We start from the raw sequence: 13253 nt of genomic DNA, 5'->3' as shown, positions 1-13253 counted from the left end.
GCAAGAGGAGAGAATCGTTCCATGGCTCAGAATCCCGCTCGCCGCACCGCCCTCGCCGACGCCGCCATCGAGGTCCTCGCCCGTGAGGGCGCCCGCGGCCTCACCTTCCGTGCGGTCGACGTCCAGGCCGGCGTCCCGAACGGCACGGCGTCCAACTACTTCGCCAACCGCGACCACCTGCTCCACCAGACCGCGCGGCACATCCACCAGCGGCTCACCCCGGATCCGGTGATCATCGGCGAGCTGCTGCGCGCCCCGCGCGACCGCGCGCTGGTCACGGCGCTGATGCACGACCTGTTCCGCCGCATCTCCGCGGACCGGGCCGGCTACCTCGCGATGCTCGAACTGCGCCTGGAGGCCACGCGCCGACCGGGCCTGCGGGCCCAGCTCACCGGCACCATCCGCGAGGAGCTGGAGGCGAACATCGCCTACCACCTCGGCGAGGGCCTCCCCGGCGACCGGGAGACGGTCGTCGTCCTCTACCTCGCCATGACCGGCCTGATCCTCGAACACCTCACCCTGCCCGAGGTGTTGGGGCCGGACGGCCTCGCCGCGCTGATCGACACCATCGTCGAGCGGACCGTCCCGGCTGCCTAGATCCTGTCCGACGCCACCCGGCGGCGACGGCAAGGGTGCGGCCAACCCCCTTGCCGTGTCCAGGGGTTACCATCACCCGTGGCATCGTCCACGAAGGATCCGTGGTGAACCGGGGGAGCAGCACACCGTGTTGGAGGTCGAGAAGCGGGAGCGGGCCGGATCCGCCGAGGTCGGGCCGGTCGCAGTGCGGCGTCAACGCGCCTTCGTGGCCCTGTGGTCGGCGCACACCGTCAGCCAGTTCGGCACGCAGATCAGCTTCTTCGTGATCCCCCTCCTCGCGCTGACCGCACTGTCCGCGACGCCCGGCCAACTCGGCCTGGTCTCGGCCGCCGAGACCCTGCCGTTCCTGCTGCTCGGCCTGCCCGCCGGAGCCCTGCTCGACCGCTGGGACCGCCGCCGGGTGATGACCGTCGCGGACCTCGGCCGGGCGGCGGCGGTCTGCGCCCTGCCGCTCGGGTACGCCGCCGGTGTACTGAGTGTGCCACTGCTGTGCGCGACGGCGTTCGTCACCGGAGTGTTCACCGTCTTCTTCGACATCGCTGACCAGGCCTTCCTGCCGAGCGTGGTCACGCGCGCCCAAACGGCCGACGGCAACAGCCGGTTGGAGTTCTCCCGATCGGCCGCCGAGCTCGCCGGACCGAGCCTCGGCGCCTTGCTGCTCCAGGGGCTCACCGCCCCACTGATCCTGCTCGTCGACGCGGTCAGCTACCTCCTCTCGGCAGGGCTGCTCCGCTCGGCCCGTCCAGTACGGCCCGAGCGCCCGGAGCGCTCCGAGCGCCCCGAGCTACCCGGCCGGCCCGGGGAAGCCGCAGCGCCCCTGCCCCGGATGCGCACCCGGATCGCCGAGGGTCTGCGGTTCGTCCTGACCCACCGGACGCTGCGCCCGCTCGCCCTCGCCACCGCGATCAGCAACCTGGCGGGCCTCGGCGGGGCGCTCGGCGCGCTGCTGACCGCCTACGCAGTGCGCGAGCTGCGGCTGACGCCCGGCGGGCTCGGCCTGGCGCTGACCCTCGGCAACGCCGGTGCGCTGCTCGGCGCGGTGCTGACCGGTCGGCTGATCCGGCGGTTCGGCCTCGGGCGGGTGCTGATCGTCGCCAAGTCGATGTCCGGCCTCGCCGTGCTCCTCCTGGCGACCGCGACGTCCGGTTGGGCGATGGTCGGGGTGGCGGCGGCGACCGGGGTCATGGCCTGCGGCGTCACCGTCTACAACATCGGTCAGGTGAGCCTGCGGCAGGCCGTCACCCCGACCGGGCTGCTGGCCCGGGTGAACGCGTCGATCAGGTTCGTCATCTGGGGCACGCTGCCGCTCGGTGCCCTGGTCGGCGGCCTGCTCGGCACGTGGATCGGGCTGCGCCCCGCGCTCTGGGTGGTCGCCGGGACGGGCCTGCTCTCCTGCCTGCCGCTGCTGCTGGCCCGGGACGTCCGGGCGCTGCGGTCGATCCCGGCGGGACCGACCGGCTGAGCAGCTGGCTCGGGCGGCGCGCCCGCCGGCGCGGTGGGGCGTGACCAGAACTCCACAGCTGAGCCTCAGAGTTCGGACGGCGCCTTGCCCGTCCACCAGTTGCCGGGCGCCTCGGGGTCGCGGCTGGTCCAGTACTCGATGATCGCGCTGACGAACTCCTCGGCGGACAGGGCGCCGTCGCCGTCCCGGTCGAGGTGGCGGAACGCCTCGTCGGCGTCGTCGCGGGAGAGGCCGGCGAAGTGTCCGCGCTGGAAGACGAAGAACTCGCCGGCGTCCACCGTGCCGCTGCGGTCGGCGTCGGCGACGGCGAGGAACGCCTCGGCGAGCGCCCCCAGGCTGGCCCGCGCGGCCTCCGGGTCGTCGGCGAGCGAGCCGGTCGACCGGACGAACTGCTCACGGGTGATGGACTCGGTCCCGGTCGGCAGGTGGGCCAGGTGCAGGTCGTGCCAGATCGTCAGGTAGGCGCGGACGATGACCGCCTCCGCCTCGGAGCCCTCCCGGTGGCCGAGTGAACGGGCCACCGAGTGCCCCATCAGGACGTGGTCCCGCTCGGTGAGGAGCCCGTCGCCGTCGGCGTCGAGGTGGTCGAAACCATGGTTGATCTTCGCGATGAGCAGGTCGTCCGACAATGTGCCCCCTCGGTTGGCGATCTCTAGGACCTCTACGACGACACGACGCCAGCACGCTAGCCCCTCGGGCCGCGTCCGCGCAGCCGAACGACGGTCGGACGGCTGTGCGGACGGCTGTGCGGACGATCCAGGGGTGACGATCCCCGGTCGCGCGGCGCCCAGCTCCCGGAACGCCACCACCCGGCACGCCACCGCCCGGCACGAAACCGCCCCTGTGCGGCACGCTATCGACCGATCGAACGCCGGTCCGAGGGTCCCGGCCCGGATGGGTCCGGAGGGGTGAACCGCGGCCGATCACCCGGCCGACCGGAGCTGGTTCTGGTAAAGGAGGGCGGGCTAGTCCTCCTGGTGGTCGGCCCAGACGTACGCCTCCGGGAGCAGGTCACGCACCGGGACCGTACGCAGCTCGGCGGCCCGCCCGAGGATGACCCTGATCCCGGGGAAGTAGTCGAGGAGCACCTGACGGCAGCGACCGCAGGGCGGGATGACCCCCCGCCCCTGGTCGGCGACCGCGACCACCGTGGTGAGCTCGTACGCCCCCTGCCCGGCAGCCGCGCCGATCAGGACCAACTCGGCGCAGGGCCCGCCGGTGAAGTGGTAGGCGTTGAGCGCGGTGACGATCCGCCCGTCGGCGCTGCGGCCCGCCGCGGCGACCGTGTGGTGGTCGCCCCGGGCGTAGCGGCGGACGACCACCTCGGCGGCCTCGACGAGCTCGTGGTCGACCGGTGCGGGTTCGATGACGGACATGTCCGTGGACTCCCTCGTCGGACGTTTCGGGCTTCGATCATGGACCGACCTCCACTCACCGTGCCAACCCCCACCGTGCCAACCCCGGACGCCGGGCCGTACCACCCGGCCCCGCTCACCGGGCGGCCGCCAGCAGCTCCCGGGTGTACGCGGTGTGCGGTGCGGCGAACAGCTGGTCCCGGTCGGTGGATTCGACCAGTCGGCCCCGGTGCATCACCGCCACCCGGTCGCAGAAGTGCCGGACCACGGCGAGGTCGTGCGAGACGAACAGGAAGGCGACGCCGAGCAGCAGTTCGTGGACGACGACGTGGAACCGGCTCGCGCCCTGGGCCCGGGCAGACTGCACGAAATCCCTTTCCCGCAGCGACCGCACGGTGGCCCGGAGGGAAAGCGCGAGGGGAATCCAGCCGAACGCGGAGAACACCAGGATCAGCACCAGGAACTGCATCCACTCCGGTTCCGCGGCGCCCGGATCGACGAGCCGGGACTGGATCACCGGGCTGAGCGCGAGCAACAGCAGCAGCGTGGGAAAGGTCAGCAGCACATTCGCGAGGAAACCGAACAGTCGGTCGGCGATTCCGCCGAGGTAGCCGAGCGCGACCCCGGCGAGGACCCCGAGTGCGGTGGTCGCGGCGGCGGAGGCGAAGGCGATCAGCAGCGAGGTGCGGATGCCGTACAGCAGTTGGGTCAGCACGTCCCGGCCGAGGCCCGGCTCCAGGCCGAACCAGAACTCGCCGGAGATGCCGCCGTTCGGCAGCACCGGCAGGCCGCCGTCGCTGAGCAGGCCCGACGTGTTCTGACCGTAGTGCTCGACCGGGTTCTTCCCGTACAGGGCGGCGATCAGCGGGGCGGCGAGGGCGAGCAGCAGGAACAGCAGGACGACGGCGAGGGCGGCGGCGCCGACCCGGTCGCGCAGGATCCGCCGGGCCAGGCCACCCGGCGCCCTGTCGGCGCTGACCGTATTGCCTGTGCTGACCGTATCGACCGCTGCCATGCGAGGCGTACTCCCCGAATTCTTCGCCGCCCCATGGGTGAGGGTGCGCAGGTGTGCATTTCCAGGGCGGCATCCGGGGGTTTCCCGGCGGCGTTCCCGGCGTCATCAGATCGGATACGACGAGCATTCCGCAAATCATCCGGCGGGGAATTCGACGGAATTGTTTCGGCGCCTGTGGCGGCTTTATTGCGCTGCAACACCCGCGTTGCAAAAGAACGGACATAACCCTACAAAGGGGCCCGCCCGTTCCGCATTCTGAGATCTCCGCCACAGCGCGCCCGGTGTTGGTACGATCCCGCTGGGCCGCGACTGGCGCGTAGGGATGGAATCAACCATCGGGAAGCGGCCCCGTGACACCTCACGTCGAAGTTGCCGAGCGCCTGGGCCGTCCGAATCCGACGAGGAGACCGCCTTGGCACCGCACCCGCACACCCAGGACCACGCGCAGGACCACCCCCACACCGCCGCCTCCGCGGCCGCCAACACCGCCTTCCGCACCGCCCTGGACGTCGTCGCCGAGGTGGAACCGCGGATCGCCGCCGCCATCGGCCAGGAGATCGAGGACCAGCGCGCCTCGCTCAAGCTGATCGCCAGTGAGAACTACGCCTCCCCGGCCGTCCTGCTCGCCATGGGCAACTGGCTCAGCGACAAGTACGCCGAGGGCACCGCCGGCCGCCGCTTCTACGCCGGCTGCCGCAACGTGGACACCGTCGAGTCCATCGCCGCCGAGCACGCCCGGGCCCTCTTCGGCGCCGACCACGCCTACGTCCAGCCGCACTCCGGCATCGACGCCAACCTCACCGCCTTCTGGGCCGTCCTCTCCCACCGGGTCGAGAGCCCGGCGCTGGAGCGCGCCAAGGTCCGCAACGTCAACGACCTCACCGAGCAGGACTGGGCGCAGCTGCGCCAGGAACTCGGCAACCAGCGGATGCTCGGCATGTCCCTGGACACCGGCGGCCACCTCACCCACGGCTTCCGCCCCAACATCTCCGGCAAGATGTTCGACCAGCGCAGCTACGGCACCGACCCGGCGACCGGCCTGATCGACTACGACGCGCTGCGCGAGACCGCCCGGGAGTTCCGCCCGCTGATCCTGGTGGCCGGCTACTCGGCCTACCCGCGCCTGGTCGACTTCCGCAGGATGCGCGAGATCGCGGACGAGGTCGGCGCGACCCTGATGGTCGACATGGCGCACTTCGCCGGCCTGGTCGCGGGCAAGGTGCTGACCGGCGACCACGACCCGGTCGCGCACGCCCACATCGTCACCACGACCACCCACAAGTCGCTGCGCGGCCCGCGCGGCGGCATGGTGCTCAGCACCGCCGAACTGGCCGAACACGTCGACCGGGGCTGCCCGTTGGTGCTCGGCGGCCCGCTCTCGCACGTCATGGCGGCCAAGGCGGTCGCCTTCGCGGAGGCCCGCCGCCCCGAGTTCCGGACCTACGCCCGCGCGGTCGTCGACAACGCCCGGGCGCTCGCCGAGGGTCTGCTGCGCCGCGGCGGCACGCTGGTCACCGGCGGCACCGACAACCACCTCGTCCTCGCCGACGTCTCCGGCTACGGTCTGACTGGCCGTCAGGCCGAGGCGGCGCTGCTGGACTCGGGCATCGTCACCAACCGCAACTCCGTCCCGCAGGATCCGAACGGCGCTTGGTACACCTCCGGCGTGCGCATCGGCACCCCGGCGCTGACCACCCGCGGCCTCGGCGCCGCCGAGATGGACGAGATCGCCGCCCTGATCGACACCGTGCTGCGCGCCACCACCCCCGCCACCGGCGCCAACGGCGGCCCCTCCAAGGCCTCCTACGTCCTCGACGACACCGTCCGCGAGGGCGTCGCCAAGCGCGCCGCCGACCTGCTCGCCCCGTTCCCGCTCTACCCGGGCGTCGACCTCGCCTGACCCGCCTGACCCGGGTCCAAGCGCCTGACCCACCTGCCCGCCTCGGGCCCGCCGCCATCTCCTACGGCGGGCCCGGGGCGGGCGGCTCAGGGCGGTTCCGGGGCGCCAACCGGCTCAGTACTGCAACGACTTGTACTGCAGGAACTCCTCCAGACCGTGCCGCCCCAGTTCGCGGCCGAGGCCGGAGCTCTTGTACCCGCCGAACGGGGCGAGCGGGTTGAACCGGCCGCCGTTGAGGTCGACCTGGCCGGTGTCGAGGCGGCGGGCGAAGGCGGCGGCGGTGTCGGTGTCGGCGGCCCAGACGCCCCCGGCCAGCCCGTACGCGGTGCCGTTGGCGAGTTCGACGGCGTGGTCCTCGTCCCGGTAGGGGAGGATCACCAGGACCGGCCCGAAGACCTCCTCCTGAGCGATCGTCATGTCCGGTGCGACGTCGGCGAGAACGGTCGGCTGGACGTAGTAGCCGGTGGCCGGTTCGGTGACGGGCTCCGCCCCGCCGGCCACCAGCCGGGCGCCCGCGGCGAGCGCGCCGGCGACGTAGCCGCGCACCCGCTCCAGCTGCCGGGCGTTGACCAGCGGACCGATCCGGGTCTGCGGATCGGTCGGATCGCCCGGGACGTACTTGGCGGCGGCCTTCGCGGCCGTCGCGACCGCCTCCTCGTACTGGTCCCGGTGCACCAGTAGCCGGGTCCACGCGCTGCACGTCTGACCGGAGTTGGCGAACACGTTGGCGACGTTGACGTTGACCGCCCGGGTCAGGTCGGCACCCGGCAGCACCACGTTGGCGGACTTGCCGCCGAGCTCCAGGGCGACCCGCTTCAGGCCGCGCCCGGCGGTCTCGGCGACCTGGCGGCCGACGGCGGTGGAGCCGGTGAAGGAGACCACGTCCACCCCGGGGTGGGCGGTGAGGGCCGCGCCCGCGACCGCGCCGGTGCCGGTCACCAGGTTGAACGCGCCCGCCGGGAAGCCCGCCTCGTGCACCAGCCGGGCGAACAGCCGGGCCACCAGCGGGGTGTCCTCGGCGGGCTTGAGGACGACCGGGCAGCCGGCGGCCAGGGCCGGTACGACCTTGGCGACGACCTGGTGCAGCGGGTAGTTCCACGGCGTGATCGCCGCGACCACCCCGGCGGGCTCGGCGAACACCACCGAGTTGCCGATCCGCTCCTCGAAGGGGTGCTCGGCGAGCAGCGTCAGGTAGGAGGTGGCGACGGTCAGCGGCAGCCCGGCGTGGACGGCGGCGGCGAAGCCCACCGGGGCGCCCAGCTCGGCGACGACCGTCGCGGTGATCTCCTCCTGGGCGGCGGCGATGCCGTCCCGCAGCCGGGTCAGCAGGGCGAGCCGCTCCTCGCGGGTGGTCGCGGCCCAGCCCCGGGCCGCCCGGCGGGCCGCCGACACCGCGGCGTCGACGTCGGCCGCGCCGCCGGCCGGCACGGTGGCCAGCACCTGCTCGGTCGCCGGGTTGAGCACGGCGATCGACCCGGTGTCCCCGGAGGGCCGCCAGGCGCCGTCGATGTACTGGTCGCCGTACTCCGCGTACTGCTGCACCGAGTGTCCCTTCATCCGTTCGGCCGATCGACCGCCCGTGCTAGTCGGAGGCCAGTCAAGGCGGCCGGGGCGGCCGCGCGCAAGAGTCAAGCGGGCCCGGCGGACCGGCCGGTTACCTCGGTGCGAACCGCGCGGTGTGCTCGGCGAACGGCTCGGTCGTCGCCGCCACCGTCCAGTGCCGGTAGTGGAGTTGACGGACCGGTAGCCGCAGCCGGCGCCCGGCCGGCAGCGGGTGCGCGGCGGCGTTCGTCACCACGGACGGTGATCGGCCGGCGGCACTGCGGTCACATCGGGACGCCGTCTTGACGCTGCCATGCTCACCTTCCGCCCCCGAAACGACCGTTCGCGAAAATCCTCGGGCAAAGAGCTCCTCAAGGGCCCGGCCGCCGCTGTAGATTGCAGCGAACTCGGCGGTGGGGCACTACTGTTGCCAGTGGTTCGTAGTGGTGTCTGCCACCTGGGACCGGTCTGTCCGGTGCTGTCCGGGGCTGGTCGGGTGCCGCCGCCGTGCTGAGGTCTGGCTCAAATCCGCAGGTCGTCCGTACCGCAGTTAGGAGCAACCCCCGTGACCGATGCCGCGTTGAGGGACGAGTCGCAGCGGCCCGTCGAGCCCTCCGTGCTGGACGATGTCCCGGGGTGGTTCTGGGATCACGACCGACACTCGTTCGACTGGTTCATGGGGCGGCAGGAGGCGCTGGGCATCACCGGCGACCTGCTGGAGATGGGCGCCTACCTGGGGCGCAGCGCCATCGTGATCGGGGAGCACCTGCAACCCGGCGAGACGTTCACCGTCTGTGACCTCTTCGACTCGGACGCGCCGGACGACGAGAACGCCGCCGAGATGGACATGTCCTACCGGAAGACGCTCACCCGTTCGGCGTTCGAGGTCAACTACCTGGCCTTCCACGAAAAGCTGCCGGAGATCATCCAGGCCCCGACCTCGATCCTGGCGGGCGGCCGGATCCCGGCGGGCGCGTTCCGGTTCATCCACATCGACGCCTCGCACCTGTACGAGCACGTCGTCGGCGACCTCCAGGTGGCCCGCGTCGCGTTGCAGGACCAGGGCGTCGTCGTGCTGGACGACTACCGCTCCCAGCACACCCCCGGCGTCGCCGCCGCGACCTGGGAGGCCGTGTTCAACCACGGGCTCAAGCCGATCATGCTCACCGAGTGCAAGTTCTACGGCACCTGGGGCGACCCCGCGCCGTTCCAGAAGGAACTGCTCGACCGGGTGGACCTCGCGGCCGGCTGCTTCCTCAGCACCGAGACCCTGAACGGGCAGCAGGTGCTGCGGATGACCGGCTCCTCGGACGGCATCGAACCGTTCCGCCCGTCCCGCCACCACCGCCGGCTGTCCGCCGAGGCTGCCCGCCGCGAGGCCGCACACACGGCGGAGGAGTCCCACCGGGCGATGCAGGAGGCCCAGGAGGAGGCGGCCCGCGACCTCGCCGCCCGCCGCGCCCGCGCCGCCGAGCTGCGCCGCCCGGTCAACGTGGCCAAGCGCGCGGCCCGCGACCTGCTGCCCCCGCTCGTCACCTCCGCGATCCGCCGCGCCCGCCAGCGCTGAACCGCCTGGCGGTGGCCGCGGGGCGCGAGCGGACCGCCGACAAATGACAGATGACAACTAACAGAATCTGAAATCTGTTAGTTGTCATCTGTTATCTGTTACTTGTTACCCGTCACCGTCCGCTCAGGCGCGCGCGGCCTCCGCCGCCCCGACGGCCTCCGAGCCGGCCTCCGCCCCGGACGCAGCCGCAGCCTCCGCCGCCAGCTCGCGCCGCACGGTCGCCAGCGAGGGGTTGGCCCAGGCGCTCGCGACGCCCCAGTAGTAGAAGGCGAGCGCGAGGGCCGCGACGACCAGCAGGTCCCAGCCCTCCGGCAGGTAGCCCCGCCCGCCGAAGTCGGTGCTGCCGGCCCACGAGACGCCGGCCATCACGAACAGGTACGCCACCATCCAGGCGCCGGCCACCAGGTGCGGCCGCAGCTCGGCCCACGGCTTGCGCAGCTCGTAGAAGGCCCAGATCGGCAGGCCGGCGGCCATCAGCAGGATGACCTTGCCGGTGAGCGGCCAGCGGGCCCAGTACAGGACGAGCGAGCCGAACACCATCGCGACGGGCGCGATGACCGGCATCGACCGCAGTCGGACCGGCCGGGGCAGGTCCGGGGCGAGGCGGCGCAGCGCCATCACGGCGACCGGGCCGGTGATGTAGGAGATGACCGTGGCCACCGAGACGATCTCGGCGAGCGAGCCCCAGCCGCGGAAGACCGCGAGGAAGAGGAAGGCAACCACCAGGTTGAGCAGCAGGGCCGGGCGGGGGATGCCGGTCCGGGCGTCGACCTTGCCGAAGAGCTTCGGCAGGTGGCCGTTCTCCTGCACGCCGTGGATCATGCGCGAGGTGGTGGCGGCGTAGATCATGCCGGTGCCGCTGGGGGAGACGAAGGCGTCCGCGTACAGCAGCAGGGCGAGCCAGTTGAGGCCCCAGGCGATGGACAGGTCGGCCAGCGGCGAGGTGTAGCCGAGGCCGCTCCAGCCGTTCGACAGGTCGGCGGTCGGGACGGCGCCGAGGAAGGCGACCTGGAGCGCGACGTAGATCACCAGGGCGATCAGGATCGAGCCGATGACGGCCTTCGGCAGCGACTTGCCGGGGTCGCGGGCCTCGCCGGCCAGGTTGAGCGGGGACTGGAAGCCGTTGAAGGCCCAGACGATGCCGGAGACGGCGACGGCCGTGAACACCGCGCTCCAGCCGTTCGGCGCGAAGCCGCCGTGGTCGGTGAAGTGCGCGCTGTCGAAGTGCGCGAACAGCAGCGCGCCGGCGGTCAGCGTCGGGACGACGACCTTGAAGACGGTGATCGCGGTGTTGGTCTTGGCGAAGAGCGTGATCGCGAACCAGTTGAGGACGAAGTAGCCGACCAGCAGCACGCTGGCCAGCGCGACGCCGCTGACGGTCAGCTCCTTGCCGTCGTACAGCCCCTTCGCCCAGCCGAAGTGCCAGGAGCTCATGTACTGGACGGAGGCGGTGGCCTCGCCGGGGATGACCGAGACGATGGCGATCCAGTTCGCCCAGGCGGCGAGGTAGCCGGCGAGAGAGCCGTGCGAGTACTGGCCGTACCGGACCATGCCGCCGGCCTTGGGGAACATCGATCCCAGCTCGCTGTAGGTGAGCGCGATGGTGAGCGCCACCGCGGCCCCGATCACCCAGGCCAGGACCGAGGCGGGGCCGGCCAGCCGGGCGGCCCGCTCGGCGCCGAAGAGCCACCCGGATCCGATGATCGACCCCAGCCCGACGGCGGTCAGGCTGATGGTGCCGAGCGAGCGGCGGTAGTTCTGGTGGGATGCCGGTGACGAATCGGGCTCACTCAACGCATCGGTCCTCTCGGTGGTAATCCGGACAAACGCACAGCAGCCTATGGGGCGAAATCGGGCGAATACCTCAGAGGAAGCTCAGAGTGTCCGATCGTTGCCATCTCGTGTCCGCTCACCGGACCAGGGCCGGAAAACAAAAATTCCCCGTGGGTTCCTTTCGGATCCCACGGGGAATTCGGTTGTGTCCGAGGGGGGACTTGAACCCCCACGCCCGATAAAGGGCACTAGCACCTCAAGCTAGCGCGTCTGCCATTCCGCCACCCGGACGGGGTGTGTGCTCCGGGGTTTTTCTCGCCCCCTCGGCGACAGAGAGAACATTACCAGGGTTCTGGAGTGCTTCTCACCTGCGTTTCTCCAGTGCTCCCACCCACCGCTCCACTCGGTCCGCCTGCCGCCCTCCCCGGGCCGCCCCCCACCCCGCCCACCCCGCCCGGTGGGGACGCCCGGGCTGGCTGGGGTGGCAGGGACAGGTCGCCGAGGTGCGCGAAACCAGACCGAAGCGATGGGGAGCGCGAACGAATCGGTCGACTTCAGCGGCCGCCGTGATCGGAGCCGATCGGAAGCGATCCGACACGGGCAAGTTGTCGACGGTGCCGCGGACCCGGCGGCGGCTCTCCTAGCCTCTGGGGACCGAGGGCGCCATGAGCGGAACGCCTGATTCCCGGGGTCGCGGACGAAGGGCGGCTGGACGTGGAGCAGATCAGCGGGGCGGCGAAGGCCGAGCCGAGACGCGGGGACCGACGGCGCGGGGGGCCGGTCGAGGGGGTCTGGCGCTTCCCGGTGCCGGCCACGGAGGCCTCGGTGCCGGTCACCCGCCACGCGGTCCGGGACCGGCTGCTGACCCAGGGCATGGCCGGGGTGCGCTACCAGGAGCTGGTGGACGACCTGCTGCTGATCGTCTCGGAACTGGTCGGCAACGCGGTGACGCACGCGGCCGAGCTGACCCCGGAGGTGACCACCGAGCTGGCGGTCCGCCGGGGCTGGGTGCGGGTGTCGGTCGAGGACGGCGACCCGTACCGCCCGAAGGCGCTGGAGACGGACACCGGGCGCACCGGCGGGCGCGGCCTGCTGCTGGTGAAGAGCGTGACCTTGCAGGCCGGCGGCGTGTGCGACGTGGAGCGGACGGGGGAGGGCGGCAAGGTCATCTGGGCCTCGCTGCCCATCCCCCCGGAGGACGCCACCGACTGACCGCGTCCTACCAGTCCCGCCCGGCGATCTCCCGGATCCCCGGCAGCGCCGCCTCGAAGACCGTGTTGAACCAGACCGAGAACGGCCGCTCGGCCTGCAACTCCCGCAGCTCCTGCGCGGTCACGAAGGCAACGTCGTCCACCTCGTCCGGGTTGGGCCGCACCGGTGCGGTGACCAGCCCCACGAACAGGTGGTTCCACTCGCGCTCGATCAGCCCGGAGGCCTCGTCCGGCAGGTCGTAGCGGACCGTCCCCGCCTCGCAGAGCAGCGCCGGGGCGACGCCCAGCTCCTCGCCGGTGCGCCGGGCGGCGGCGACGAACGGGGGCTCGTCCGGGTACGGGTGGCCGCAGCAGGTGTTCGACCAGACGCCGGGGGAGTGGTACTTGCCGAGCGCGCGGCGCTGGAGCAGCAGCCGGCCCTGGCGGTCGAAGAGGAAGACCGAGAACGCCCGGTGCAGCCGGCCGGGCTGCTGGTGGGCCCAGTGCTTCTCGGCGGTGCCGATGGTGACGCCCTCGTCGTCGACCAGTTCCAGCAGGATCTCGGGGCCGGCGCCGGCGGCGGTGGCCGGGAGGTCGGCCGTCACGTCGGTCTCCACGTCCAGGCCGGTGTCGATGTCGGCGGCGAAGTGCGTCGGGTCGGTCGACGGACTCTGGGGCATGGGGCCTCTTTCGGGAGCAGGAGCAACGGAAGCATCGGGTACGTCCGGTGCACCGGGTGCACCGGGAGCAACGGACGCAGCGTGGGCACCGGCGCCGGCGTCGGGCTCCAGTCTGCCGTATGGGTGGCGGTCGGCACGGGTCCCACGCACAACCGGGCGGATCATGACGGTC

The 13253-nt window shown here is 72.1% G+C and carries 12 protein-coding genes, 1 tRNA gene and 1 riboswitch; of the genes, 5 read left to right on the top strand and 8 right to left on the bottom strand.

Going from position 1 to position 13253, the window contains the following annotated elements:
- The first annotated feature begins 21 nt into the window (after positions 1 to 21).
- Both ABTY15_RS06405 and ABTY15_RS06400 read left to right on the top strand, forming a co-directional pair.
- Positions 22 to 597, top strand: a complete 576-nt coding sequence (locus ABTY15_RS06405; RefSeq protein WP_350576941.1) for a TetR/AcrR family transcriptional regulator — start codon at positions 22 to 24, stop codon at positions 595 to 597.
- Between the two features lie 127 nt (positions 598 to 724).
- Complete coding sequence (locus ABTY15_RS06400; protein WP_350576939.1) at positions 725 to 2059, top strand: MFS transporter; 1335 nt, start codon at positions 725 to 727, stop codon at positions 2057 to 2059.
- 65 nt (positions 2060 to 2124) lie between these two features.
- Here the strand turns inward: ABTY15_RS06400 and ABTY15_RS06395 are convergent, their stop codons facing one another.
- The 3 genes from ABTY15_RS06395 to ABTY15_RS06385 all read right to left on the bottom strand — a co-directional run bounded on the left by ABTY15_RS06395 (position 2125) and on the right by ABTY15_RS06385 (position 4429).
- On the bottom strand, positions 2125 to 2688 hold the full coding sequence (locus ABTY15_RS06395) for an EF-hand domain-containing protein (RefSeq protein ID WP_350576936.1): 564 nt from the start codon (positions 2686 to 2688) through the stop codon (positions 2125 to 2127).
- Between the two features lie 336 nt (positions 2689 to 3024).
- Positions 3025 to 3435, bottom strand: a complete 411-nt coding sequence (locus ABTY15_RS06390) for a cytidine deaminase family protein (protein ID WP_350576933.1) — start codon at positions 3433 to 3435, stop codon at positions 3025 to 3027.
- A gap of 115 nt (positions 3436 to 3550) precedes the next feature.
- Positions 3551 to 4429 (bottom strand): ABC transporter permease subunit, encoded by an 879-nt coding sequence (locus ABTY15_RS06385; protein WP_350576931.1) that lies wholly within the window; start codon positions 4427 to 4429, stop codon positions 3551 to 3553.
- Between the two features lie 295 nt (positions 4430 to 4724).
- A riboswitch (ZMP/ZTP riboswitch) is annotated at positions 4725 to 4822 on the top strand.
- A gap of 19 nt (positions 4823 to 4841) precedes the next feature.
- Between ABTY15_RS06385 and ABTY15_RS06380 the strand changes: the two genes are divergently transcribed.
- Positions 4842 to 6329, top strand: a complete 1488-nt coding sequence (locus ABTY15_RS06380) for a glycine hydroxymethyltransferase (protein WP_350576928.1) — start codon at positions 4842 to 4844, stop codon at positions 6327 to 6329.
- A gap of 114 nt (positions 6330 to 6443) precedes the next feature.
- Here the strand turns inward: ABTY15_RS06380 and ABTY15_RS06375 are convergent, their stop codons facing one another.
- Both ABTY15_RS06375 and ABTY15_RS06370 read right to left on the bottom strand, forming a co-directional pair.
- On the bottom strand, positions 6444 to 7871 hold the full coding sequence (locus tag ABTY15_RS06375; protein WP_350576925.1) for an aldehyde dehydrogenase family protein: 1428 nt from the start codon (positions 7869 to 7871) through the stop codon (positions 6444 to 6446).
- 112 nt (positions 7872 to 7983) lie between these two features.
- The gene (locus ABTY15_RS06370) at positions 7984 to 8124 is read right to left on the bottom strand and encodes a hypothetical protein (RefSeq protein ID WP_350576923.1); all 141 of its coding nucleotides are present in this window, start codon (positions 8122 to 8124) and stop codon (positions 7984 to 7986) included.
- 312 nt (positions 8125 to 8436) lie between these two features.
- Between ABTY15_RS06370 and ABTY15_RS06365 the strand changes: the two genes are divergently transcribed.
- Positions 8437 to 9438, top strand: coding sequence for a class I SAM-dependent methyltransferase (locus ABTY15_RS06365; protein ID WP_350576920.1), 1002 nt, complete (start codon positions 8437 to 8439; stop codon positions 9436 to 9438).
- Between the two features lie 123 nt (positions 9439 to 9561).
- On the opposite strand, the gene ABTY15_RS06360 is transcribed toward ABTY15_RS06365, so the two are convergent.
- Both ABTY15_RS06360 and ABTY15_RS06355 read right to left on the bottom strand, forming a co-directional pair.
- Positions 9562 to 11232 carry an APC family permease gene (locus ABTY15_RS06360; RefSeq protein ID WP_350576917.1) on the bottom strand — a complete coding sequence of 557 codons (1671 nt, stop codon included), beginning with the start codon at positions 11230 to 11232 and terminating at the stop codon, positions 9562 to 9564.
- 185 nt (positions 11233 to 11417) lie between these two features.
- A tRNA-Leu gene (locus ABTY15_RS06355) sits at positions 11418 to 11502 on the bottom strand.
- A gap of 432 nt (positions 11503 to 11934) precedes the next feature.
- Between ABTY15_RS06355 and ABTY15_RS06350 the strand changes: the two genes are divergently transcribed.
- Positions 11935 to 12423: an ATP-binding protein gene (locus tag ABTY15_RS06350; protein WP_350577216.1), complete on the top strand. Its 489-nt coding sequence runs from the start codon at positions 11935 to 11937 to the stop codon at positions 12421 to 12423.
- 7 nt (positions 12424 to 12430) lie between these two features.
- Here ABTY15_RS06350 and idi read toward each other — a convergent pair whose 3' ends face one another.
- Complete coding sequence (idi, locus tag ABTY15_RS06345) at positions 12431 to 13081, bottom strand: isopentenyl-diphosphate Delta-isomerase (RefSeq protein ID WP_350576914.1); 651 nt, start codon at positions 13079 to 13081, stop codon at positions 12431 to 12433.
- Between the last annotated feature and the right edge of the window lie 172 nt (positions 13082 to 13253).

It is taken from the genome of Kitasatospora sp. NPDC097643 (assembly GCF_040302625.1).
Lineage (GTDB): Bacteria > Actinomycetota > Actinomycetes > Streptomycetales > Streptomycetaceae > Kitasatospora.
Note: the sequence above shows the minus strand (reverse complement) of the source record. Positions and strands in the feature narration are given on the sequence as shown.